The sequence below is a fragment of the Streptomyces sp. NPDC045431 genome, assembly GCF_040646655.1.
Taxonomy (GTDB): Bacteria; Actinomycetota; Actinomycetes; order Streptomycetales; family Streptomycetaceae; genus Streptomyces.
This window is the reverse complement of the sequence record NZ_JBEZAQ010000014.1, coordinates 93,609-117,247: the sequence shown is the minus strand read 5'-3', so window position 1 is coordinate 117,247 and position 23,639 is coordinate 93,609. Positions and strand designations below refer to the sequence as shown.

The window sequence follows — 23,639 nt, the reverse complement described above, 5'->3', positions numbered from 1 at the left end:
GCCCGTCGTATCTGACCTGCGGTATTGCCGAGGGGCGGTCTGTTTCACGTGAAACAGACCGCCCCTCTCGGCACGCGCCGGTGGAGCCCGGGCCTGCGTCTGGGATGATGAGTGCGACGATGACGTCGCCCCCAGGTCAGGGATAGCAACGAACGCAACCGCACATCACAAGGAGCGGACAGATGCCCATCGCAACCCCCGAGGTCTACACCGAGATGCTCGACCGGGCGAAGGCAGGCAAGTTCGCCTACCCGGCCATCAACGTCACCTCGTCGCAGACTCTGCACGCGGCCCTGCGCGGCTTCGCGGAGGCCGAGAGCGACGGCATCATCCAGATCTCGACCGGTGGTGCTGAGTTCCTGGGCGGCCAGTACAGCAAGGACATGGTCACCGGCGCGGTCGCCCTGGCCGAGTTCGCGCACATCGTCGCCGCGAAGTACGACATCACCGTCGCGCTCCACACCGACCACTGCCCGAAGGACAAGCTGGACGGCTACGTCCGTCCGCTGCTCGCCCTGTCCGCCGAGCGTGTCGCCAAGGGTGAGAACCCGCTGTTCCAGTCCCACATGTGGGACGGCTCCGCCGAGACCCTCGCCGACAACCTGGCCATCGGCCAGGAGCTGCTCGCGCAGGCCGCCGCCGCCAAGATCATCCTCGAGGTCGAGATCACCCCGACCGGCGGCGAGGAGGACGGCGTCACCCACGAGATCAACGACGAGCTGTACACCACCGTCGACGACGCCATCCGCACCGCCGAGGCCCTCGGCCTGGGCGAGAAGGGCCGCTACCTGCTGGCCGCCTCCTTCGGCAACGTCCACGGCGTCTACAAGCCGGGCAACGTCGTGCTCCGCCCCGAGCTGCTCAAGGACCTCCAGGCGGGCGTGGGCGAGCGGTTCGGCAAGGCCAACCCGTTCGACTTCGTCTTCCACGGCGGCTCCGGCTCCACGCAGGAGGAGATCTCCACCGCGCTGGAGAACGGCGTCGTGAAGATGAACATCGACACGGACACCCAGTACGCCTTCACCCGTCCGGTCGCGGACCACATGTTCAAGAACTACGACGGTGTGCTGAAGGTCGACGGCGAGGTCGGCTCCAAGAAGACCTACGACCCGCGCACCTGGGGCAAGCTGGCCGAGGCGAGCATGGCCAAGCGCGTCACCGAGGCGTGCGCGGCGCTGCGCTCGACCGGCACCAAGCTGAAGTAACCACAAGCTGCAGTAACCACACGCACGACCGTCCAGCAGGCCCGGCATCGCTCACGCGGTGCCGGGCCTGTGACACTAGGGGCATGTCCCTTCACGAGAACCTGCTGGGCGGCCCGCCGCCCACCCACCTGCCCGACGACCCCGAGCCGCGCGAGCTGTTGGCGTCCGGTGCCGCGCCCGCCGATGTCGCCGCCAAGTACCCGGTGTCCTCGCTGGCGTGGGCCCAGCTCGCCGACGACGCGTTCGAGGCCGGCCGGGTCGTGGAGTCGTACGCGTACGCCAGGACCGGCTACCACCGCGGTCTGGACGCCCTCCGCCGCAACGGCTGGAAGGGCCACGGCCCGGTGCCGTGGGAGCACGAGCCGAACCGGGGCTTCCTGCGGGCCCTGCACGCCCTGGCGCGCGCCGCGCAGGCGATCGGCGAGCAGGAGGAGTACGAGCGCTGCTCGACGTTCCTGCGCGACTCCTCGCCCCTCGCGGCGGACACCCTCGGCTGAGGACGCCTTCGGACACCTTCGGCTGAGGATGCCCTCGGCCCCCTTCGCTGAGGACGCCCTCCGCTGAGGCCGGCCCGCTACCGCCCGGTAGGATCGCACAAACCAGCGAATGACCGGGGGGACATCACTCGTGGGTACACGTGCCGCCGCATCCGGACGAAGCCGTCGCCGCAAGGGCGGCGGCGGCAGACGGCGCGGCGGCACGCGGCGTGCGCCCGCCCGGCGTTCCGCGGCCCCGAGGATCCTGCTCGCCCTCGGTCTGGTGACCCTCTGCCTCGGCGGCGCCGCCGCCGTGGCGCAGTGGCGGGACGGCGGTACGGACGCCCCGGCCGCCGCGGGCCGCCCCGGGAACGCCGAGAGCCCCCTCGCCCCGCCCGCCGACGCACTGCCGGCGGCGGAGCCGCCGTCGTCGGGTGCGTCGCCCGACCGGTCCGGCGCCGCCTCGCCGCGCGCGAGCCGCAGCGCCTCGCCCCGCGCCCCCGAGCCGGGGAAGGCCAAGCCTCCGGAGCGGGCCCCCGCCGCGGTGCCGTCCTCCGGCGCCGGGACCTTCACCACCGCCCGTACCGGCGGCGACAAGGTCGGCAGCGGCCCGCTGCGCCGCTACCGCGTCCAGGTCGAGGACGGCATCGACGGCGTCGGCGGTCTGGAGATCTCCGCCGCCCACGCCGCCCAGGAGATCGAGCGCATCCTCGCGCACCCGCGGGGCTGGGCGGCGCACGGCCGCGGGTCCTTCCAGCTGGTGACGGAGGACGCCGACTTCGTCATCCGGATCGCCAGTCCCGACACCGCCGACGCGCTCTGCGGGGCCCAGGGGCTCGACACGGGCGGCGAGCTGAACTGCGAGACCGTCGACGGCGTCGTCGTGAACCTCAAGCGCTGGATGCTCGGCTCACCCACCTTCGCCGGTACCCCGGCCGAGTACCGGCACCTGATCATCAACCACGAGATCGGGCACGAGATAGGCATCCGGCAGCACATGGGCTGCCCGGGCCCCGGACAGCCCGCCCCCGTGATGATGCAGCAGATCAAGGGCCTGGACGGCTGCGTCTCCAACGCCTGGCCGTACGACGAGGACGGCCGGTACCTCACGGGGCCGATCGTGTGAGCGAGCCGGTCGTGTCATGATGCGACTGGGGTCGCGCACAGACACCGTGCGGGCGCACGTGTGTGCGATCCCGAGGGGACCGGGGCCCTACCTGCCGGGACACTCGCGAGTGAGCCGAAGGGGCGCGCGCTCAAGCGCCCCGGAGGCGAACCGAGCGCCCGAAAGTGGGGCAGACCGCTACCCGGTAGCACGCATTGATGGAGACAGCGATGTCTACTTCCCCCGATGCCTCCGCGGCCGGTTCGGACACCCCGAACCTGGACTTCGCAGGCACCACGCCGTACGAGGACTACGTCCAGGCGGACGTCCTCACCCACCTCCAGCACCCCCTCTCGGACGATCCGGGAGAGATGGTCTTCCTGGTCACCACCCAGGTCATGGAGCTGTGGTTCACCGTCATCGTCCACGAGTGGGAGACCGCGAGCCGCGCCCTGCGCGAGGACCGCCTCCCCGTGGCGATGGACGCGCTGAAGCGCTCCGTGCGCGAGCTGGAGGCGCTGAACGCCTCCTGGACGCCGCTCGCCCAGCTGACCCCCGCGCAGTTCAACTCCTACCGCAGCGCCCTCGGCGAGGGCTCCGGCTTCCAGTCGGCGATGTACCGGCGGCTGGAGTTCCTGCTCGGGGAGAAGTCCGCGTCGATGCTGGTGCCGCACCGCGGCGCGCCGCGCGTCCACGCCGAGCTGGAGAAGGCGCTGTACGAGCCGAGCCTGTACGACGAGGTGCTGCGGCTCCTCGCGCGGCGCGGCCTGCCGGTGCCGGCGGAGGTCCTGGACCGCGACCTGTCGCAGAAGTACGAGCCGTCGCAGGCCGTCGAGGAGATCTGGGCGAGCGTCTACGCCGACCCCGACCAGAACGGCGAACTGGTGCGCCTCGGCGAGGCGTTGACGGATGTCGCCGAGCTGGTGTGGCGCTGGCGCAACGACCACCTCGTCGCCACGCGCCGTGCGATGGGCTCCAAGACGGGCACGGGCGGCTCCGCCGGGGTGGCCTGGCTGGAGAAGCGGGCCCGCAAGAACGTGTTCCCCGAGCTGTGGACGGCGCGCAGTCATGTCTGATCTCACCCGCAGGGCGTCGCTGCTGGACGCCAAGGACGAACTGGCGGGGCACCGCGAGCTGTTCGCCCTCGACGACGCCGCCGACGGGGCCGTGTACCTCGACGGCAACTCGCTCGGCGCGCTGCCCCGCCACGTGCCCGGCCGCGTGGCCGACGTCATCACCCGCCAGTGGGGCGAGCTGCGCATCCGCTCCTGGGACGAGAGCGGCTGGTGGACCGCGCCCGAGCGGATCGGCGAGCGGATCGCGCCCCTCCTCGGCGCGGCGCCCGGCCAGGTCGTGGTGGGCGACTCGACGAGCGTCAACGTCTTCAAGGCGCTGGTCGGTGCCGTACGGCTGGCCGACGAGGCCCGCGACGAGATCGTGGTCGACGCGACGACGTTCCCCACGGACGGCTACATCGCCGAGTCGGCCGCCCGGATGACCGGCAAGCGGCTGGTGCCGGTCGCGCCCGGCGACGTACCGGCCGCCGTCGGCCCGCGGACCGCCGCCGCGCTCGTCAACCACGTCGACTACCGCACCGGACGCCTCCACGACCTGCCCGGCACCACGGCGGCGATCCACGCCGCCGGCGCCCTCGCCGTGTGGGACCTGTGCCACAGCGCGGGCGCGCTGCCCGTCGGCCTGGACGCGCACGGCGTGGACCTCGCCGTCGGCTGCACGTACAAGTACCTCAACGGCGGCCCCGGCGCGCCCGCGTACCTGTACGTCGCCGAGCGCCACCAGGCGCGCTTCGACTCCCCGCTGCCCGGCTGGACCTCGCACGCCGACCCCTTCGCCATGGAGCCGCGGTACGCGGCGGCCGAGGGCGCGGTGCGCGGGCGTGTCGGCACGCCGGACATCCTCTCCATGCTGGCGCTGGAAGCGGCGCTGGACGTCTGGGACGGGGTGTCGGTCGAGGCCGTACGGGCCAAGAGCCTCGCGCTGACGGACTTCTTCCTGGAGTGCGTGCGCGCGTACGTCCCCGAGGGCCGGCTCGTGTCCGTGACGCCGGAGGCGCACGCCGAGCGCGGCAGCCAGGTCGCGTTCCGCTGCCCAGACGCCCCCGCGGTGATGAAGGAGCTCATCGCCCGGGGCATCGTCGGCGACCTGCGCCGCCCTGACGTGCTGCGATTCGGCTTCACACCGCTGTACGTCGGGTTCGCCGACACCGAGCGGGCGGCACGCGTCCTCGCGGACGTCCTTTCGGAGCGTACGGGCTGACGTTCGGCCCTGATCTGCGGGGGCGCCAGTCCTGATACGGTCCCCGCAGGTCAGGCCAATTCGGCCCCGTCACCGAAAGGTTGAGCACCATGCCCGACCCTGCCGCGCGCGCCGCCCGCGACGCCGCCGAGGAGGCCTCGGCCCTGTCGCATCCGGCCGTCGACCCGGACTCCACCGCCGCGTACGGTGACCACCCGGACCAGGTCGTGGACTTCTACGCCCCGCGCGAGGGGGACCGCGCGCCGCTCGTCGTCGTGCTGCACGGCGGGGCGTGGCGGTCGCCGTACGACCGCCGGCACATCACCCCGTTCGCCGCCTACCTGGCGCGGCGCGGCTTCGCCGTCGCCAACGTCGAGTACCGGCGGGGCAGGGACATCCCCGCACAGGGCGGCGCCGGCGGCCCGGTCGCCGGGCGGTGGCCGGAGACCTTCGACGACGTGGCCGCCGCGCTCGACGCCCTGCCCGGGCTCGTACGCACCCACCTGCCGCAGGCCGACCCGCGCCGTACGGTCGTCACCGGGCACTCGGCGGGCGGCCATCTGGCGCTGTGGGGCGCCGCCCGGCACGTCCTGCCCGCCGGTTCGCCCTGGCGGCTCGACGCGCCGCCCGCGCTGCGCGGCGTCGTCGCCCTCGCGCCCATCGCGCACTTCGAGCGCGCCGTGGAGCTGGACGTGTGCGGTGGCGCGGTGCGCCAACTCCTCGGGGCCGGAGAGGACTTCGAGGTGCGTGCCGGGGCGGCCGACCCGGCGGTCCTGCTGCCGACCGGCATCGCCACGGCCGTGGTGCAGGGCCGCGACGACACCGTCGTCCCGCAGGCCGTCGCCGAGGCGTACGTGGACGCGGCGGCCAAGGCCGGCGAGATGGTCGGGCTGACGCTGCTGGACGGTGTGGGCCACTTCCCGCTGATCGACCCGGCGGCGGACGCGTGCGCGGTCGTCGCGGAGGAGATCGCGCAGCTGGCCTGGTGAGCGCCGCGTAGGACCCCGTAGTCCTCAGGGCGGACGCGGCAGGATCCGCATCCAAGGGGACGACCGCGCCCCGGCCCGCGCCTACGGTGGACGGCGTGACCGACACCAAGACCCGCAGCCCCGAGCTCCGGCTTGCCCAGGGCCTGCTCCAGGGCCTGCGCCGCGAGCTGTTCCACGACGTCCTCGCGTACCGGCTGCTGCCACCCATGGCCACCGACGGCCCGGTGACCCGGCGCCTGCCGGGCCGGATACGCGAGTACGCGCAGTGGACGCCGCACGCGCTGGTGGTGGGCGCGGCGCTGGTCGTGCTGCTGATCGGGGCCACCACGGGCCCGTACCCGATCGGTCTCGTGCCCGCCGGGGCGGTGCTGCTCACGCTCGTCCGGCCGCTCGCCGCGTTCTGGCTGTCGCTCGTGTCGGCGCCGTTCGTGAGCCTGCTCGCGGGCGGCTGGGGCGAATGGCCGTGGTCGCCGCCCTCCTTCGCGGCGCACCTGGTGGTGCTGACCGTCGTGGCGGCCCGGACCCGGCCGCGGACCGCGGCCTGGATGTGGGTGATCACCGGCGTCTTCGCGGTGTTCATGGAGACGGGCCTGGGCCGCGGGTACGGGTCGAACTCGGCGGTGCTGGTCTTCCTCGCCGCCCTCGCCCTCCTCGCCGTCACCGTGGTGCACGTGCGCCGCGAGGCCCGGCAGGAGATCACCGCCCAGCAGTCCGTCACCGCGCAGGAGCGGTCCATGCGCACCCTGCTGGAGGAGCGCACCACCATCGCCCGCGAGCTGCACGATGTGGTCGCCCACCACATGTCGGTCGTCGCCATCCAGGCCGAGGCCGCCCCCTACCGCGTGGAGAACCCGCCGCCCGAGCTGGAGCAGGCGTTCGCCACGATCCGCGAGAACGCCGTCGCCGCCCTGACCGAGCTGCGCCGCGTCCTCGGTGTCGTCCGCGCCCAGGACTACGAGGCTCCGGACGCCCCGCAGCCGACCCTCGCCGACCTCGGCGGGCTGGTCGCCAACGTCCGCGACGCCGGGCTCGACGTCGAGTCCACGGTGACCGGCGCGGTGCGCGAGCTGCCACAGGGCGTGGAGCTGTCCGCGTACCGGATCGTCCAGGAGGCGCTCAGCAACGTGCTGCGGCACGCGCCGGGCGCGGCGGCGAAGGTGGAGGTGGCGTACGTCCTCGGCGGCCTGGGCCTCAGAATCGTGAACGGCCCCGCGCGGGGCCTGGTGAAGCCCTCACCGGGAGCGGGAACGGGAGCGGGAATGGGCGCGGGTCACGGGATCACGGGCATGCGGGAGCGGGTGGCGATGCTGGACGGCGAGATGACCGCCGGGGCGACGGACGACGGCGGCTACGAGGTCGCGGTCTTCCTGCCGGTGCCCGCGGTGAGGACGGAAGCATGACCATCCGCGTCCTGATCGTCGACGACCAGATGATGGTCCGCGAGGGCTTCTCCGTCCTGCTGAACGCCATGCCCGGCATCGAGGTGGTGGGCGAGGCCGTCAACGGCCGCGAGGCCATCAGGCGGGTCGCGGAGCTGCGGCCGGACGTGGTCCTGATGGACATCCGCATGCCCGAGCTGAACGGCATCGACGCCACCCGCGAGATCGTCGCGGCGGACGGCGACGCGAAGGTGCTGGTGCTGACGACCTTCGACCTCGACGAGTACGTGTACCAGGCGCTGCGCGCCGGAGCGTCCGGCTTCCTGCTGAAGGACGCCTCGGCGCGGCAGCTGGCGGACGGCGTACGGGTGGTGGCCGCGGGTGAGGCGCTGCTCGCGCCGACCGTCACCAAGCGGCTGATCACCGAGTTCGCGCGGCGTGCCGAGTCGCCGCGGGCGGCGGCGCTGGCGCGGGTCGGCGACCTGACCGAGCGCGAGACGGAGGTGCTGGTGCTGATCGCGCAGGGCCTGTCGAACGCCGAGATCGCCTCCCGTCTCGTCGTCGCCGAGTCGACGATCAAGACGCACGTGAGCCGGATCCTGGTGAAGCTGGGGCTGCGGGACCGGACGCAGGCGGCGGTGTTCGCGTACGAGGCGAGGCTGGTGACGCCGGGCTGAGCCCTGCGTAAGGTCGGCCCATGGACTTCGACCCATGGTCCCCGCAGTGCGTCGCCGACCCCTACCCCGCCTACGCGGAGCTCCGTGCCCGGGGGCGGGTGCACTTCTTCGAGCCGAGCCGCCAGTATCTGGTGCCGCACCACGCCGATGTCGCCGCCCTGCTGCGGGACCGGCGGCTGGGGCGGACCTACCGGCACCGCTTCACGGACGCGGAGTTCGGGCGTACGCCGCCCCCGGCCGCGCACGAGCCGTTCCACGTCCTGAACGACCACGGGATGCTGGACCTGGAGCCGCCGGACCACACGCGGATCCGGCGGCTGGTGTCGAAGGCGTTCACGCCGCGGACGGTCGAGCGGCTGCGGCCGTACGTCCACCGGCTCGCGGGCGAGCTGGTCGACGGCCTGGTGGCGGAGGGCGGAGGAGACCTGCTGACCGCCGTCGCCGAGCCGCTGCCGGTCGCGGTCATCGCGGAGATGCTCGGCGTCCCGGAGCCGGACCGGGGGCTGCTGCGGCCGTGGTCGGCGGCGATCTGCGGGATGTTCGAGCTGAACCCGTCGGAGGAGACGGCGGCCCGGGCGGTCAGGGCGTCGGTCGAGTTCTCCGCATACCTGCGGGGGCTGATCGCCGAGCGGCGTACGTCGCCGGGTGAGGACCTGATCAGCGCGCTGATCGCCGCGTACGACGAGGGCGACCGGCTCAGTGAGCAGGAGATGGTCTCCACCTGCGTGCTGCTGCTGAACGCGGGCCACGAGGCGACCGTGAACACCACCGTGAACGGCTGGTGGGCCCTGTTCCGCCATCCCGGGCAGCTCGCCGCCCTGCGGGCGGGCGAGGTGGAGTTGTCCACAGCTGTGGAGGAACTCCTCCGTTACGACACCCCGCTCCAGCTCTTCGAGCGCTGGGTGCTGGACGACGTCGAGATCGACGGCACCACCCTCCCGCGCGGCAGCGAGGTCGCCCTGCTCTTCGGCTCCGCCAACCGCGACCCGGCCGTCTTCGACCGCCCCGACACGCTGGACCTGTCCCGCCGGGACAACCCCCACGTCTCCTTCGGCGCGGGCATCCACTACTGCCTCGGCGCCCCGCTGGCCCGCATCGAGCTGGCCGCGTCGATGGCGGCGCTGCTGGAGCGCGCGCCGGGACTGCGGCTCGTGCGGGAGCCGGAGTGGGGGCCGAACTTCGTGATCCGGGGGCTGAACGGAATCACGGTGGAGGTCTGATCCGCGGGGGTGAAATCATGGACGGATGTCAACTGCCCTGCGCCGTACCGCCGCTGTCCTCGTCCTGCTCGCCGGAACAGCCCTCGGCTTCTGGGTCGTCTTCGGGCCGCCCCACGACTGGACGGGCGGCATGCGCCTGCTGAAGTTCGCCCTCGGCCTGACCTCCCTGGGCCTGATATCCGGCAGCGCGTGGCTGATGTTCCCCGGCTCGCCGGACGACGACGAGGACGACGACACGACGCCCCACCCGATGACGGGCCCGCTCGACGCGCTCTGACCGGCCGCTGAGCGTTACGCCGCCGGCAGCATCAGCGACCACGCCGACGGGCGCAGCGTCCACGTACGCGTCCACACCGGGCCGGTGACCAGCGCGTCCGCGCGGTAGCGGAACGACGCGCCCGAGACGGTGACCGCGGCCGCCTCCGCCCGGACCGGCTCCGCCGCCCGGGGGCGTACGACCACCTCGGCGACCCCGTCCCGGGACAGCACCGTCACGCCCTCGACCGGGTCGTCCGGACCGCACAGGAGCCGCCCGTCGGCCTCCACCCGGAGCCGGTACGTCCGCGTCACCGGGCCCGGGCGTATGCCCAGCGGCTCGGAGTACCCCGAGGGCGCCGGGCGGACCAGCGTCCGCACCAGCGACCGGCACGCGTCCCACACCGACGGCGGTTCGACCACCGACAGTCCGGAGGGCCCGGCGGGCCCCGCTGAACCCGCGGGCCCCGCCGGGATCCGCAGGCCCCGCACCACCACGCCGTCGCTGTCGTCGACCAGCAGGTCCAGCCGCCGCGCCGCCCCGTCCAGCACCGCCCGCGCCGCCGCCACCGTGCTCAGCGGCACGCCGAGCGCCCCGGCCAGCTCCACCGTCCCGCGCGGCCCCACCGGGATCACCGACAGGGCCTCCCCGTCCAGCTCGCGGCCCCGGTGCAAATGAGCCACCGCCCGCAGCAGCGCCCGGTCGTCCCCGACCACCACCGGGCGGCGCGCGCCGCGCCGGGCCAGGGCTCGGGCGAATTCCTCGGGCCCGTCCGGAAGGCAGATTTTCGCTTCTGCGCCCGCGTGCAGCACATCTTTCGCGATCCGTACGGACTCGCCGTCACTTCGGCGGGCGACCGGGTCGATGACCACCAGGAGCTGGTCGTGAGCCGACACCTCGGTCCTTCCTCGGGTAGTCTCTTTGTGCAAGAGCCCCTTGCGCTATTGCGCCAGGGGCTTCGTCTATTCCGGGGCACACCAACAGGCGGCGTTCACGCCTCCTGACCTTGGACATGCCCCGCCCGGAAGGGGTGTACGCCTGTGCCCGCACTTGTGCTGCTCGGTGCTCAGTGGGGTGACGAGGGCAAGGGAAAGGCCACCGACCTGCTCGGTGGATCGGTTGACTATGTGGTGCGCTACCAGGGTGGCAACAACGCCGGCCATACGGTCGTCGTCGGCGACCAGAAGTACGCGCTGCATCTTCTGCCGTCCGGAATCCTCTCCCCGGGATGCACCCCGGTCATCGGAAACGGCGTCGTCGTCGACCCGGCGGTCCTGCTCTCCGAGCTGAGTGGGCTGAACGAGCGCGGCGTCGACACCTCCAAGCTCCTGATCAGCGGAAACGCCCACCTGATCACCCCGTACAACGTCACCCTCGACAAGGTGACGGAACGGTTCCTCGGCAAGCGGAAGATCGGCACCACCGGCCGCGGCATCGGCCCGACGTACGCCGACAAGATCAACCGCGTCGGCATCCGCGTCCAGGACCTCTACGACGAGTCGATCCTGACGCAGAAGGTCGAGGCGGCGCTGGAGAACAAGAACCAGCTGCTCGCCAAGGTCTTCAACCGCCGCGCGATCGAGGCCGACAAGATCGTCGAGGAGATGCTCGGCTACGCGGAGCAGATCAAGCCGTTCGTCGCCGACACCACGCTGATCCTGAACAACGCCATCGACGAGGGCAAGGTCGTCCTCTTCGAGGGCGGCCAGGGCACGCTGCTCGACGTCGACCACGGCACGTACCCCTTCGTCACCTCCAGCAACCCGACCGCCGGCGGCGCCTGCACCGGTGCGGGTGTCGGCCCGACGAAGATCAGCCGCGTCATCGGCATCCTCAAGGCCTACACGACCCGTGTCGGCGCCGGCCCGTTCCCGACGGAGCTCTTCGACGAGGACGGCGAGGCGCTGCGCCGCATCGGCGGCGAGCGCGGCGTGACCACCGGCCGTGACCGCCGCTGCGGCTGGTTCGACGCGGTCATCGCCCGGTACGCCACCCGCGTCAACGGCCTGACCGACTTCTTCCTCACCAAGCTCGACGTGCTGACGGGCTGGGAGCAGATCCCGGTCTGCGTGGCGTACGAGATCGACGGCAAGCGCGTCGAGGAGCTGCCGTACTCGCAGACGGACTTCCACCACGCGAAGCCGGTCTACGAGTACCTGCCCGGCTGGTCCGAGGACATCAGCAAGGCGAAGACCTTCTCCGACCTGCCGAAGAACGCGCAGGCGTACGTGAAGGCGCTGGAGGAGATGTCCGGCGCGCCGATCTCCGCCATCGGTGTCGGCCCCGGCCGCACCGAGACGATCGAGATCAACTCCTTCCTGTAAAACCGCTGGACCGCTGGACCGCAGGACCGCAGGACCGCTGGACGGGGAGCCGGGTCGGTACGTCACCACGTACGGACCGGGCTCCCCGTCCGCGTTCAGCCCGACGGGCGTGGCGACACGACCGGCAGCCCGGGCTCCGACGGCCCCTTCCTGAGGTACTCGCCGGGCTCCCCGTCCGCGCTCATGCCGTACACCAGCAGCGTGTCCCTGCCGTCGACGCGCTTGACGCGCAGGTTCTGCGACGAGCCGATCCCGTAGTCCTCGCAGCCCGCGTCGGAGCCCGTGTCCGGCGTCGGCGGGCCGAGGACGAGCAGGCCCCCCGCACCGCCGACGACGGCCGTGCCGCCGCAGTTGAGCGTGCCCCCCGTCGGCTCGCCCGTCTCGTCGTCCGTCTTCGGGAAGCTGTTCTGGAAATGGACGAGCTGCGCGCCGATCGGGCCCTGGCTGACGGTGATCTCGGAGGTGTAGAGGTCGCGCTCCGCCTCCGGGATCTCCGGGTGCGGCGCCTGCTCCCACGTGCCGAGCAACGGGGTCGGCACGATCTCCGGCCCCGCCTGCACCTTCCGGAAGGTGGCCGTCACCGCGCCCGACGTCCAGCGCAGGACGTCCGGGGAGGTGAGCGTGAGCGTCTGGTGGGCGGCCGGAGTGCACTCCTTGGCGGGCACGCTCGTCGTCACGTCGCTCTCGCCGAAGACCACCTCGTTCTCGGCCGCCGAGACGAGCGTGGAGCGGCCCATGCACAGCCGCTCCCCGGTGACCTGGACGTACGTCCCCGCCTTCTGGCCCGGCACGCCGGTGCCGATCTCGATGCGGGCGGTCTCGTACGGGGCTTCCCGCGTGCCCTTGATGACGCCCTCCCAGGCGCCGCGGAAGGCGGCGGGGACGGCGTTGGGGATCTCGTACCCGCCCGGCGGGGGAGTCGGCGTCGGGCGTATCCAGGAGAGCGGGTTCGAGCCGGAGAGGGTGAGGGCGGTGAGGGTGACGCCGGTGAGGGCGGTGAGCGCGACGGCGCCGATGAGGAGCGCGCGGCGGGTCCTGCGGGGCCTGAGCGGCGTGGGGGTCGCCGGTGTCGGTTCCCCGTCCTCGTCCAGCAGCCGGGCGGCGAGGCGGCCGAGCTGGGCCAGCAGCCCGGCCGGCAGCCACGGCTCGGCGGTCTCGACGTGCGCCGCCAGCCACGCGGCGGTCGGCCGGTCCGCCGGGTCCTTGGCCAGACAGCCGCGTACGAGCTCGTCGAGCTCGGCGGGCAGCCCGGCGAGGTCGGGCTCGTCGTGCGCGATGCGGAACATCATGGCGTGGACGCCGCTGTCGGCCGTGCCGAAGGGCGCACGGCCGGTCGCCGCGTACGCCAGGACCGAGCCGAGGCAGAAGATGTCGGAGGCGGCGGTGAGCCGGTCGCCGCGCACCTGCTCGGGCGACATGTAGCCCGGCGACCCGACGACCGCGCCGGTGCCGGTGAGGCCGCCGTCCGTGACGGTGTCGACGGCGCGCGCGATGCCGAAGTCGATGATGCGGGGCCCGTCGACCGTGAGCAGGATGTTGGCGGGCTTCAGGTCCCGGTGGACCAGCCCGGCGGCGTGGACGTGCTCCAGGGCCCGGGCCAGCCCGGCGGCCAGCGAGCGTACGGACTCCGGGGGCAGCGGCCCGTACTCGTCGCCGACCACCGTACGCAGGGACGGCCCGGCGACGTACCCGATTGCCACCCAGGGCGCCTCGGCCCCGGTGTCCGCGCCGAGCACGGGCGCGGTGCCGGCCCCGCCGACCCGCTCCAGCGCGGCGACCTCGCGCGCGAAGCGGCGCCGGAACTCGTCCTGCGCCGCCAGCTCGGCGTGCACGACCTTGACGGCGACGGTGCGCCCGCCGGCCGACCGGGCGAGGTAGACGCGCCCCATGCCACCGGACCCGAGCCTGCCGAGCAGGCGGAACGGGCCGATCTGGACGGGGTCGTCACCAGTCAGAGGCTTCACGGGACCAGAGCATGCCAGAGGCCGTACGGGAGGGGGCCGGGCGTCCGGGACCCGGAGGGGAGCGGAGGGGAGCGGAGGGGGGGCCGAGGGTGGCCGAGGGGAGACGAGACGCGGGTCACACGTGCCGTCGTGTCACAGGGCCTCGGGCTGCCTCGTCTCGTGGGCGTAGGCACCGGACACCGCTCACCCCACGAGCCCGGCACGACATGAGGAGCACACGATGAACGCGCGACTGGACTACTTCGCCAGCCCGACCGCCGGCAAGGTCCTCAAGCACTTCATATCGGCGGGCAGGGCGCTCAAGGAGTCGCCGCTGCCGTCCGCGACGCAGGAGCTGGTGGCGCTGCGCGTGAGCCAGATCAACGGCTGCGCCCTGTGCGTCGACATGCACACCAAGGACGCCGCCGCGGCCGGTGAGACCCCGGTACGGCTGGCCCTGGTGGCGGCGTGGCGGGAGGCCACGGTCTACACCGAGGCCGAGCGCGCCGCCCTGGAGCTGGCGGAGCGGGGGACCCGGGTCGCGGACGGGGCCGGCGGGGTCGACGACGAGGTGTGGGCGCGGGCCGCCAAGCACTACGACGAGGAGCAGCTCGCCGCGCTGGTGCTGCTGGTGTCCTTCATGAACACGGCGAACCGGCTGAACATCATCAACCGGCAGCCGGCCGGGGACTACGTGGCCGGGCAGTTCCACTGACCCCGAAACGGGCCGTTGACGCAGGGGATCGAGGGGGAATCGGTGTGAGCAAGGTCGAGGAGTTCGAGGAGCTGCGGCCGCTGCTGTTCTCGATCGCGTACCGGATCCTGGGCAGCGTGAGCGAGGCCGAGGACGCCGTGCAGGAGACGTGGCTGCGGTACGACGCCTCGGCGACGCGGCCCGCGTCGGTCAAGTCGTTCCTGTCCGCCACGGTGACGCGGATCGCGATCGACGTGCTCCGCTCCGCCCGGGTGCGGCGGGAGGAGTACGTCGGGCCGTGGTTCCCCGAACCGTTGCTCAACGACCCGTACGAGGACCCGGAACGTGCGGCGGAACTGTCGGACTCGGTGTCGATGGCGTCGCTGCTGCTCCTGGAGCGGCTCAGCCCGCTGGAGCGGTCGGTGTTCCTGCTGCGTGAGGTGTTCGCCTTCGGGTTCGACGAGGTCGCCGCGGCGGTGGGCCGTTCGGAGGCCGCCTGCCGGCAGCTGCTCGTACGGGCGCGGCGGCACATGCGGGAGGGGCGGCCCCGGTTCGCGGCGGACCGGCAGGAGCGGCAGGAGCTGGCGGCGCGGTTCTTCGACGCGCTGAAGGACGGCGACATGGGCGGGCTGCGGGATCTGCTGGCCGCCGACGTCCAGTTGGTCGGGGACGGCGGCGGCAAGGCCCCGCAGCTGGCCAGGGCCATCGTGGGCGCCGAGAACGTGGCCCGGCTGCTCGTCTCCGTCTATCCGCAGATGGCCCTGGTCGACGTGACGTTCGAGCCGCAGGAGGTGAACGGCCAGCCGGGGGCGGTCTTCCGCGACCGCGACGGCGGGGTTCTCAACATCTGGACCCTCGACGTGCTCGACGGGCGGATCCAGGCCATCCGCGCGGTCCTCAACCCCGACAAGCTCCGCCACCTCGGTCCGGTGGGCGACGCCTGGGCCGTCGAGCGCGAGGCGAGGGAGGCGCGGCGGCGGAAGAAGTGACGTGTGCCAGAGGGGCGGCTGCCGGTGGGCGGCCGCCCCCCATGCAGGACATGGTCCGACCTAGGGGGTGTCTTGCCGATCTTGCCGATCTTGCCGGGCTCGCGACCTACATCCGGGACATCGACGGCTACGTCATCGGCTTCAACGACAAGGCCGCACTCCAGGCCAGCGACCTCGGCCAGTACGCCGAGTGAACCCAGCGCGCCGAGCCGACCCGGCCCGGCACCGGGGTCAGTGCATGTGCATCGGCTCCTCGGGCGCCTGGAGTCCCGGCAGCAGCCCGTCCTGGAACGGCGCCAGCCCGGCCAGCACCAGGAACACCACCCCGACCGCCGTCGAGAACCACGGCCCCAGCCGCCACAGCTTCTCGATGAAGATCACGGCCGCGACCCCCGCCATCGCCGCGATGTTCATGACCCCGAGCGGTACGAGGATCACCATCAGCCCCCAGCAGCAGCCGACGCAGTACAGCCCGTGGTGCGCCCCCACCCGGAGGTCCCGCGCCCCGCGCCGGAACTGCGCGTACCGCATCAGCTGGCCCATCGGGCTCCGGCAGTGCCGCAGGCAGACGTTCTTCAGCGGCCCGAGCTGCTGGAGCCCGGCCAGCAGGAACGCCGTGAAGGCGATCCAGCGCCCCGCGCCCGGGTGGTCGCGCACCAGCTCCCCGGTCGCGGCCAGGGCCCCGTACGCGAGGAGCCCGAAGGCCGTCCACACCAGCAGGTAACCCGCCACGAAGGCGGCCGTCCGGGCCGCCCGCGTCACGCCCGTCGACTGCCGGCCGATGCCCCGCGCCCAGGTGACCGCCACCGGCGCGACCGAGGGCAGCATCATGGCGGCCATCATCAGCAGCCACAGCAGCAGGAACAGGGGGAGGGCCATCCCCATCGTCCCGGGCTCGACCCCCATGTGACGGGCCTGCCCCACGGTGAGCACCCATGCCAGGACCGCGATCAGCACCAGCAGCGACCAGGCGATCGCGAGCGCCCGCGGCGGCAGGAGGTTCCCCCGCCGCAGTGGAGGCTCGGCGGCCATGCGGCGGTGGTGGCGCGCAAGGGTCCTGGAGTGGTTCACGGCGCCCTCCACGGCGGTCCCTTCCAGGGTGCACCCTGGAAGAAGCGGCGGCGCGCGCACAGCGAGGAGGTCCGAAGATGGCCGAGACCGACACAGCCGTCCCGCGCTGGCACGTCGCCGGGGACTGGTTCGACACCTGCAAATGCAGCATCCCGTGCCCCTGCTCCTTCGCGCAGCCGCCCACAACCGGCGAGTGCGAGGGGATCATGGTCTGGCACGTCCGCGAGGGCACCTACGGGGACGTGGTGATCGACGACCTCAACGTCCTGGTCCTCGCGTCCTTCACCGGAAACGCCTGGGCCGAGCACTCCGACGCCTACGCCGCCTTCTTCGTCGACGAACGGGCCGACGCGGCGCAGCGCGACGCCCTCGAGATGGTCTTCGGCGGTCAGGCCGGCGGCTGGCCCGCCGTCTTCGTCAGCGGCGCCGCCCTGGAGATGCGGGGCATGGAGTTCGCCCCCATCGAGTTCTCGATCGAGGACGACCTGGCGTCCTGGAGCGCCGCCATCCCCGGCCGCGTCGAGGCCCGCGCCGAGGCGCTCACCGGCCCCACGACCCCGGAGGGCGCGCGCGTCCAGGTCACGAACCTGCCGGGCTGCGAGACCGGGCCGGGGCAGCTCGCCACCTGGGGCCGCTCGACCGCCGACCGGGCGGACGCGTACGGCTTCCGGTGGAGCCACGAGGCCGGCCGGTCCAGCAAGCACATCACCTTCGACTGGTCGGGCCCCGACGACCGGAGTTGAGCGAACGGACGCGGAGCCCGTGCGATGCGCGCCCGGGCCCCGTACCGGTGGTGCTGCGGCCTGCCTGGCCTGCCTACCGTTCCAGCAGCTCCTTGAGGTGCTGCTCGTTCTTCGGCATCTCCTTCTTCGCGCGAGGGCGTATGACGAGGGGCACGAGCACCTTGCCCATCCCGTGCGACTCGAAGTCCAGGTCGAGCGTCACGCGCGACCGCTCCCCGTCGCCCACCGGCTCGACCGTGCCCTTCACATGACCACGGACCGGGCCGTCGACGCCGTCCATGCGGAAGCTCCTCGGCGGGTCGAACTCGCTCATCTCCATGGTCATCGGCATCCGCCGACGACCGACCTGCCGGGTCACCATGACCCGCGACCCCACGCCCACGGGGGCGTCGCCGACCGGGGTGGCCGCGACGGCGCTCTCCTGCCATTCGGGCAGATGAGTGGGGTCGGTCAGGTAGGCGAAGACGTCCTCGGGACGACGGGCGATCTCGACACTTTCCTTGATCGAGGACATGTCGCCCCCTTTCGGGTGGTTTGTCCTACGGACAACCCTACTCGGCACTCGGCCCACTCCAAGAAGGTGCTCCAGGCACTGGGCGCGACGGCGCATCCGGTGCTGCTGCGCAGCAGCTCATCGCGGCTGTCCGGGACATGTCCGGGACACGAGGTCCGGGCCCACAGGGCGCCTGGGACGCCTACCGTCCCAGGCCATGGACACAACACGCAGGACGTTACTCCGCGGCCTGGCCGCCGCCCCGCTCGCGGCAGCGGCGGGCGGGCTGCTCGTTCCCGAGACGGCGTTGGCGGCGGCGGGCCGGCAGAAGGTCGAGCGGGTCACCGGGCCGGAGGGCGGCCCGACGTACGCCGAGGTGATCCGGCAGCTGAACGAGCGCGCCGCCGGAGAGCTGGGCCGGCGGCAGGGGCTCTGGCGGGTCCCGCTCGCCACGCTGCTGGACTCACCGCCGGAGCGGACCGGGAGGCGGATCACCCGCGTCTCCTACCCGACCGCGGCGCTGCGGCCTCCGGCGAGGCGCATCCCCCGGCTCGCGCACGGGTTCCAGTGGCATCCCGACGACTTCCTCACCCCGAACTGGCGGCCGCAGGGCATCACCACCAACTACGACGCCGTGGGCGGGCGTCCCGCCCGCAGGGTCCTGATCGTCTCGTGGGACGCCCACAAGGCGGCACGCCCCGAAGGCACACGCCTGAGCGTCGTCGAGATCGCCTCCTCCGGCGAGGCCGGGTACCGGCATGTGCTGCTCGCGGAACCGGTGCTCGACGGCGAGAAGGGCCCGAACCCCAGCTTCCGCCCCATCCACACGCACGCGGGCGCCGTGGCCTGGTACCGCAATCTGCTGTACGTCGCCGAGAGCGCGCAGGGCCGGCGCGGATTGCGCGTCTTCGACGTGGACAACATCTTCGGGGTCCGCACCGACGCCGCGAGCCAGGGCCGCTTCGGCTTCGAGGACGGCCGCTACAGCGCCGACGGCTACGCCTACGTCATCCCGCAGGTGGCCGCGTACCAGGACGTGGACCAAGACGTGGGCCAGGAGGACGGGGACGCCTTCACCTACTCCCAGGTCGCCCTGGACCGGTCCGGCTCCACGCACCGGCTGGTGGTGAGCGAGTACCGCGGGGGCGGGAGCCGGCCGAGGCCGCGCATCGCGCGGTTCGACCTGGACCCGTCGACCGGGCTGCCGGCCCGGCACACGTCGAGTGTCCCGCTGGTGTACACCGGCCCCAAGACGGTGCAGGGCGCGGTGTCCGTGAACGGCACGTACTACGTGACCACGAGCCACTCCGCCAAGGGCAACGGACAGCTGCACCGGTGGCGGGCCCGACCCCGGACGTGGGAGTTCCCGCCGGGCATCGAGGACGTGAGCTACGACGCGCGCGACGACGTGCTCTGGACGCTGTGCGAGTACGCGAAGGGCGACCAGGAGGCCGGCGAGGACCTGAGCGTCTACAACACCCGTTACGTGTACGGCATGAAGCTGTAGGCGGCCCGGCCACCCCGGCCACCCCGGCCCCGCGGGGCCGGGGTGTCAGGCCCGGGTGCCCATGACCACCGTGGCGTACCGGTCCTCGCAGGTGGCCACCTGGGGCGTGAGCCCGTCGGCGGCGACGATCCCGGCGGCCGTGTCGGCCTGCCGCTCGCTGGTCTCGAACAGCAGGCAGCCGCCCGGGGCCAGCCAGGCCGTCGCCTCGGCGGTCACGCGCCGCAGCACGTCCAGCCCGTCCGCGCCGCCGTCGAGCGCGACCCGCGCCTCATGGACCCGCGCCTCGGCGGGCAGGAACGCGACCTCCTCGGTGGGGACGTACGGGACGTTGGCGAGCAGGACGTCGATCCGGCCCCGCAGCGCGCGCGGCAGCGGCGCGTACAGGTCTCCCTCGTAGACCCGGCCCCCGGCCGCGGCGACGTTGCGGCGCGCGCACCGCACGGCGGCGGGGTCGATGTCGGCGGCGTGCAACTCCGCGCCGTCGAGCGCCGCGACGAGCGCCGCGCCCAGCGCGCCGGAGCCGCAGCACAGGTCGACGACCACCGCGCCGGGCGGCGCGAGCGCCTCGGCCCGTTCGACGAGGAACTCGGTGCGGCGGCGCGGCACGAACACCCCCTCGTCCACGGCGAACCGCACGCCACGGAACTCGGCCCAGCCGAGGACGTGTTCCAGCGGGTGTCCGGCGATCCGCCGCTCGACCATCGCGTCGAGCTCCTGCGGCGTGCGCGCGGCGGAGCGGAGCAACTCCGCCTCGTCCTCCGCGAAGACGCACCCCGCGGCCCGGAGGGCGGAGACGACGGTGTCGGGGGCGGCGTCCGTGTGGGCGGGGTCTATGGGGTGTACGGCCATGGGGAAGCCTTTCGAGAGCCGTGGGCGCTCTCGCGGACTGTGTCCCTACGAGCCGTGAGAGGAGAGCACCCGGTCTGACGTGGCGTTAACGGGTCTCACCTCCTTGGTTCCTCGATCGTCCTGCTGACGAATTCCCCCACCCTACACAAGCGTTCACGCGGTGGACGGGCCGCCCGGCGCCGGCTCGTCCGCCACCCTGTCGAGCGCCCGGGACAGCCGCTCCAGCGCCCGCGCGGTCTCGTCGAACGCCTCCTCGCCCAGCTCGGCGGCGAGGCGGGCCGCCAGGTCCGCGTGGCCCGGGTTTATGCGGGCGACGGACTCCCGGCCCAGCTCCGTGGGGGCGAGGAGCTTCGCACGCCGGTGCGCCGGGTTCGGCTGGTACTCGGCGAGGCCCTCCGCGACCAGCAGGTCGGCGATCCGCTGGACGCTCTGGCGCGTGATGCCCATGGCGCGGGCGATCCCGGAGACGGGCAGCGGCTCCCGCAGGACGGCTCCGAGGACCTGCCACCACGCGGCGGTGAGCCCGGCGGGACGGGCCAGCTTCTCCGAGACGGCGAGCAGCTGGCCGTTCAGCCGGAAGACCCCGAGCGCGGTGCGGCTGAGGAGCTCCTGGAGGTGCCGTTCGACCGGGGTCACGCGTTCAGCTCCTCGTAGGCGGCGGGGTCCGAGTCGTGGAACAGCCGGTACCAGGCGTCGAGCTTCGCGCCCCCGAACGCGCCCATCCTGCCGAGCACCTCCCGCGCGAACGCCACCGGCTCCGTGGGCCCGGCCGTGATCAGGTCCCCGTCGGTGACGGCGTCCGCCTCGACGTACTCCTCGCCTCCCTTGTAGCCGGTCGCAGCGAGGTAGAAGGGGGCCGCGCTCGTGTGGCGGCGCCCGTCGAGCAGCCCCTCGCGGGCCAGCCCGGCGGTCGCCCCGCATATCGCGGCCACCGGCACGCCCGCGTCCAGGAACGCGCGCGCCTTCGCCGCGAACGGCGCCAGGTCGTCGGAGGTGTCCCACAGGTCGGCGCCCGTGAGGATGAGCAACGCGCTGTCCTCGGGCCGCAGCTCCGCCAGGGCCAGGTCCGGCGTGATGCGCAGACCGCCGATGGTGGTCACGGGGTCGGTGGTGGGGCCGACCGTGCGGACGTCGAAGCCGCTGCGCGCCAGCCAGGCGGTGGCATGACCGGTCTCCCAGTCGGCGAAGGTGTCGTAGACGGCGAGGTGAACGGTCCTGGTCGGGATCTTGGACAAGGTCTCGGTCGAAGTCTCGGTCGAAGTCTCGGGCGCGGTGGTGCCGGTCATGGTGGCCTCCCGTGCGTCGCACACGTCGCACACTCGTGCGGTCTATGACTGCATGCTGTCATCTCGACAGAATGCTGTCAATGACTTTCCGCGGGCCCGAGCATCTCGTCCTCGTCGTAGCCCAACTCGTCCTCGATGCCGAGCTCCACCGCCGCGTTCCACCGCAGCACACCGGGATGGTCGCCTGTGGCCACCGTGCGCAGCACCGCCTGCGCCTCGGCGGTGCCGATGCCCCCGAGCGCGTGGACGCACTTCAGGCTCAGCGCGAAGTACGGCGCGTCCGCGCCCGACTCCCGCCGCCCGTCGATCAGCGCCGCCAGCGCCGGGACGGCCTCCACGGCCCCGATCTCACCCGCGAGGTCGACCAGATCCTCAAGGACGCCCTCGGCCCCACCAGCCCCCTCAGCTCTATTAGCGCCACCTGCCCCACCAGCCGCGCCCGACGCGATCACCGGCACCACGACCTCCGCCAGGCCCTCCGGGTGCAGCTCCGCCGCCAGCAGCGCGAACCTGCCGAAACGCGCCCAGGCCCCGGCCCCCGCCAGCGTCCGCAGCCACTCCAGCACCTCCCGAGACGCCGCACGCGGCTCGGCCGCCACCACCTCCGCCGCCTTCTCCCGGCCGATGTAACCGCCCCTCAGCAGGGCGTCGACCCGTTCGACGACCCCCTCGGCACCCCTCACTCCGCCGCCACCCCCGACACCTTGCCGACCCCCGCGCCTTCCGCCATACAAGATGGCCATACCAACTCCCACCAGCACATCTTTACCCTGGGCCGCATGACCCCTCATGCCGATCCCGCCGCCCACGCCGATCCGCAGGCCGGCGCCGCCGTCAAAGCCGCCGACCGCGCGCACGTCTTCCACTCCTGGTCCGCCCAGGGCCTGATCGACCCGCTCGCCGTCGCCGGCGCCGAGGGGGCGTACTTCTGGGACTACGACGGCAACCGCTACCTCGACTTCACCAGCGGTCTCGTCTACACCAACATCGGCTACCAGCACCCCAAGGTCGTCGCGGCCATCCAGGAGCAGGCCGCGAAGATGACGACCTTCGCGCCCGCCTTCGCCATCGACGTACGCTCCGAGGCCGCACGCCTCATCGCCGAGCGCACGCCGGGCGACCTCGACAAGATCTTCTTCACCAACGGCGGCGCCGAGGCCGTCGAGAACGCCGCCCGCATGGCCCGGCTGCACACCGGGCGCCCCAAGATCATGAGCGCCTACCGCTCGTACCACGGCGCCACCTCCACCGCGATCAACCTCACCGGCGACCCCCGCCGCTGGGCCTCCGACACCGCCACCGCCGGTGTGGTGCGCTTCTGGGCGCCGTTCCTCTACCGCTCGCCGTTCTACGCCGAGACCGAGCAGCAGGAGTGCGAGCGCGCCCTCCAGCACCTGGAGGACACCATCGCCTTCGAGGGGCCGACCAGCATCGCCGCGATCATCCTGGAGACCGTCCCCGGCACCGCCGGGATCATGGTCCCGCCGCCCGGCTACCTCGCCGGCGTCCGCGAGATCTGCGACCGGTACGGCATCGTCTTCATCCTCGACGAGGTCATGGCCGGCTTCGGCCGCACCGGCGAGTGGTTCGCGGCCGACCACTTCGACGTCGTACCGGACCTGCTGACCTTCGCCAAGGGCGTCAACTCCGGGTACGTGCCGCTCGGCGGCGTCGCCATCTCCGCCGAGATCGCCGCCACCTTCGACAAGCGGCCCTACCCCGGCGGCCTCACCTACTCCGGCCACCCGCTCGCGTGCGCGGCCGCCGTCGCCACCCTCCAGGTCATGGCCGACGAGAAGGTCGTCGAGAACGCCGCCCACCTCGGCGAGAACGTCCTCGGCCCCGGCCTGCGCGAGCTCGCCGAGCGCCACCCCTCCGTCGGCGAGGTGCGCGGCCTCGGCGTCTTCTGGGCGCTCGACCTCGTCCGCAACAAGGAGACGCGCGAACCGCTCGTCCCGTACAACGCGACCGGCGAGGCCAACGCGCCCATGGCCGCCTTCGGCGCCGCCGCCAAGAAGCACGGCCTGTGGCCCTTCATCAACATGAACCGCACCCACGCCGTTCCCGCCTGCACCCTCACCGAGGCGGAGGCCAAGGAGGGCCTCGCCGCCCTCGACGCGGCGCTCGCGGTGGCGGACGAGTACACCGAGCACGCACCGTAACGATCTGGAACGCGC

General features: G+C 72.9%; 25 protein-coding genes. 17 read left to right on the top strand and 8 right to left on the bottom strand.

Annotated elements, in window-relative coordinates; all coding sequences use genetic code 11:
• The first annotated feature begins 182 nt into the window (after positions 1–182).
• The 10 genes from fbaA to AB0A69_RS25035 all read left to right on the top strand — a co-directional run bounded on the left by fbaA (position 183) and on the right by AB0A69_RS25035 (position 9,584).
• Entirely contained in the window at positions 183–1,205 is a 1,023-nt protein-coding gene (gene fbaA, locus AB0A69_RS25080; RefSeq protein WP_361426154.1) for a class II fructose-bisphosphate aldolase, read from the top strand.
• An 83-nt stretch (positions 1,206–1,288) separates the two neighbouring features.
• Positions 1,289–1,702, top strand: a complete 414-nt coding sequence (locus AB0A69_RS25075; protein ID WP_361426151.1) for a DUF3151 domain-containing protein — start codon at positions 1,289–1,291, stop codon at positions 1,700–1,702.
• 130 nt (positions 1,703–1,832) lie between these two features.
• Positions 1,833–2,807 carry a DUF3152 domain-containing protein gene (locus AB0A69_RS25070; RefSeq protein ID WP_361426148.1) on the top strand — a complete coding sequence of 325 codons (975 nt, stop codon included), beginning with the start codon at positions 1,833–1,835 and terminating at the stop codon, positions 2,805–2,807.
• A gap of 209 nt (positions 2,808–3,016) precedes the next feature.
• Complete coding sequence (kynA, locus tag AB0A69_RS25065) at positions 3,017–3,862, top strand: tryptophan 2,3-dioxygenase (RefSeq protein WP_361426145.1); 846 nt, start codon at positions 3,017–3,019, stop codon at positions 3,860–3,862.
• Positions 3,855–5,063 (top strand): kynureninase, encoded by a 1,209-nt coding sequence (gene kynU, locus AB0A69_RS25060; protein ID WP_361426142.1) that lies wholly within the window; start codon positions 3,855–3,857, stop codon positions 5,061–5,063. The genes kynA and kynU overlap by 8 nt, the downstream gene beginning before the upstream one ends.
• Before the next feature lie 89 nt (positions 5,064–5,152).
• Entirely contained in the window at positions 5,153–6,031 is an 879-nt protein-coding gene (locus tag AB0A69_RS25055; protein ID WP_361426139.1) for an alpha/beta hydrolase, read from the top strand.
• 86 nt (positions 6,032–6,117) lie between these two features.
• Positions 6,118–7,431 carry a histidine kinase gene (locus AB0A69_RS25050; protein ID WP_361426136.1) on the top strand — a complete coding sequence of 438 codons (1,314 nt, stop codon included), beginning with the start codon at positions 6,118–6,120 and terminating at the stop codon, positions 7,429–7,431.
• Positions 7,428–8,087 (top strand): response regulator transcription factor, encoded by a 660-nt coding sequence (locus AB0A69_RS25045; RefSeq protein ID WP_361426133.1) that lies wholly within the window; start codon positions 7,428–7,430, stop codon positions 8,085–8,087. Before AB0A69_RS25050 ends, AB0A69_RS25045 begins: the two co-directional genes overlap by 4 nt.
• A gap of 20 nt (positions 8,088–8,107) precedes the next feature.
• The gene (locus AB0A69_RS25040; protein ID WP_361426130.1) at positions 8,108–9,307 is read left to right on the top strand and encodes a cytochrome P450; all 1,200 of its coding nucleotides are present in this window, start codon (positions 8,108–8,110) and stop codon (positions 9,305–9,307) included.
• Between the two features lie 25 nt (positions 9,308–9,332).
• Positions 9,333–9,584, top strand: coding sequence for a hypothetical protein (locus AB0A69_RS25035; protein WP_361426127.1), 252 nt, complete (start codon positions 9,333–9,335; stop codon positions 9,582–9,584).
• 14 nt (positions 9,585–9,598) lie between these two features.
• Here AB0A69_RS25035 and AB0A69_RS25030 read toward each other — a convergent pair whose 3' ends face one another.
• Entirely contained in the window at positions 9,599–10,459 is an 861-nt protein-coding gene (locus tag AB0A69_RS25030; protein ID WP_361426124.1) for a diacylglycerol kinase, read from the bottom strand.
• Between the two features lie 144 nt (positions 10,460–10,603).
• Here AB0A69_RS25030 and AB0A69_RS25025 point away from each other — a divergent pair, with 144 nt between their 5' ends.
• Positions 10,604–11,887, top strand: coding sequence for an adenylosuccinate synthase (locus tag AB0A69_RS25025; protein ID WP_361426121.1), 1,284 nt, complete (start codon positions 10,604–10,606; stop codon positions 11,885–11,887).
• A gap of 95 nt (positions 11,888–11,982) precedes the next feature.
• On the opposite strand, the gene AB0A69_RS25020 is transcribed toward AB0A69_RS25025, so the two are convergent.
• On the bottom strand, positions 11,983–13,851 hold the full coding sequence (locus AB0A69_RS25020) for a serine/threonine-protein kinase (protein ID WP_361426118.1): 1,869 nt from the start codon (positions 13,849–13,851) through the stop codon (positions 11,983–11,985).
• 220 nt (positions 13,852–14,071) lie between these two features.
• On the opposite strand from AB0A69_RS25020, the gene AB0A69_RS25015 reads away from it, so the two are divergent.
• Genes AB0A69_RS25015 through AB0A69_RS25005 form a run of 3 tightly spaced genes read left to right on the top strand, consistent with a single transcriptional unit; the run spans position 14,072 to position 15,707 of the window.
• Complete coding sequence (locus AB0A69_RS25015; RefSeq protein WP_361426115.1) at positions 14,072–14,545, top strand: carboxymuconolactone decarboxylase family protein; 474 nt, start codon at positions 14,072–14,074, stop codon at positions 14,543–14,545.
• Between the two features lie 44 nt (positions 14,546–14,589).
• Positions 14,590–15,513, top strand: coding sequence for an RNA polymerase sigma-70 factor (locus AB0A69_RS25010; protein ID WP_361426112.1), 924 nt, complete (start codon positions 14,590–14,592; stop codon positions 15,511–15,513).
• Positions 15,514–15,563: 50 nt separating this feature from the next.
• The gene (locus AB0A69_RS25005; protein WP_361426109.1) at positions 15,564–15,707 is read left to right on the top strand and encodes a hypothetical protein; all 144 of its coding nucleotides are present in this window, start codon (positions 15,564–15,566) and stop codon (positions 15,705–15,707) included.
• A 37-nt stretch (positions 15,708–15,744) separates the two neighbouring features.
• Here AB0A69_RS25005 and AB0A69_RS25000 read toward each other — a convergent pair whose 3' ends face one another.
• Complete coding sequence (locus AB0A69_RS25000) at positions 15,745–16,545, bottom strand: DUF2182 domain-containing protein (protein ID WP_361426351.1); 801 nt, start codon at positions 16,543–16,545, stop codon at positions 15,745–15,747.
• A gap of 116 nt (positions 16,546–16,661) precedes the next feature.
• Here AB0A69_RS25000 and AB0A69_RS24995 point away from each other — a divergent pair, with 116 nt between their 5' ends.
• A complete protein-coding gene (locus AB0A69_RS24995) occupies positions 16,662–17,327 on the top strand; it encodes a DUF1326 domain-containing protein (RefSeq protein WP_361426106.1) in 666 nt (221 codons plus the stop codon).
• Positions 17,328–17,400: 73 nt separating this feature from the next.
• Here AB0A69_RS24995 and AB0A69_RS24990 read toward each other — a convergent pair whose 3' ends face one another.
• Positions 17,401–17,841 carry an SRPBCC family protein gene (locus tag AB0A69_RS24990; RefSeq protein WP_361426103.1) on the bottom strand — a complete coding sequence of 147 codons (441 nt, stop codon included), beginning with the start codon at positions 17,839–17,841 and terminating at the stop codon, positions 17,401–17,403.
• 196 nt (positions 17,842–18,037) lie between these two features.
• Here AB0A69_RS24990 and AB0A69_RS24985 point away from each other — a divergent pair, with 196 nt between their 5' ends.
• Positions 18,038–19,327 carry a hypothetical protein gene (locus tag AB0A69_RS24985; protein ID WP_361426100.1) on the top strand — a complete coding sequence of 430 codons (1,290 nt, stop codon included), beginning with the start codon at positions 18,038–18,040 and terminating at the stop codon, positions 19,325–19,327.
• Between the two features lie 45 nt (positions 19,328–19,372).
• Here AB0A69_RS24985 and AB0A69_RS24980 read toward each other — a convergent pair whose 3' ends face one another.
• The 4 genes from AB0A69_RS24980 to AB0A69_RS24965 all read right to left on the bottom strand — a co-directional run bounded on the left by AB0A69_RS24980 (position 19,373) and on the right by AB0A69_RS24965 (position 22,145).
• A complete protein-coding gene (locus AB0A69_RS24980) occupies positions 19,373–20,176 on the bottom strand; it encodes a putative protein N(5)-glutamine methyltransferase (protein WP_361426097.1) in 804 nt (267 codons plus the stop codon).
• Positions 20,177–20,329: 153 nt separating this feature from the next.
• Positions 20,330–20,812, bottom strand: a complete 483-nt coding sequence (locus tag AB0A69_RS24975) for a MarR family winged helix-turn-helix transcriptional regulator (RefSeq protein ID WP_361426094.1) — start codon at positions 20,810–20,812, stop codon at positions 20,330–20,332.
• The gene (locus tag AB0A69_RS24970; RefSeq protein ID WP_361426091.1) at positions 20,809–21,462 is read right to left on the bottom strand and encodes a type 1 glutamine amidotransferase family protein; all 654 of its coding nucleotides are present in this window, start codon (positions 21,460–21,462) and stop codon (positions 20,809–20,811) included. The genes AB0A69_RS24975 and AB0A69_RS24970 overlap by 4 nt, the downstream gene beginning before the upstream one ends.
• Before the next feature lie 77 nt (positions 21,463–21,539).
• Entirely contained in the window at positions 21,540–22,145 is a 606-nt protein-coding gene (locus AB0A69_RS24965; protein ID WP_361426088.1) for a hypothetical protein, read from the bottom strand.
• A 96-nt stretch (positions 22,146–22,241) separates the two neighbouring features.
• On the opposite strand from AB0A69_RS24965, the gene AB0A69_RS24960 reads away from it, so the two are divergent.
• Positions 22,242–23,624: an aspartate aminotransferase family protein gene (locus AB0A69_RS24960; RefSeq protein ID WP_361426085.1), complete on the top strand. Its 1,383-nt coding sequence runs from the start codon at positions 22,242–22,244 to the stop codon at positions 23,622–23,624.
• The last annotated feature ends 15 nt before the right edge of the window (positions 23,625–23,639 follow it).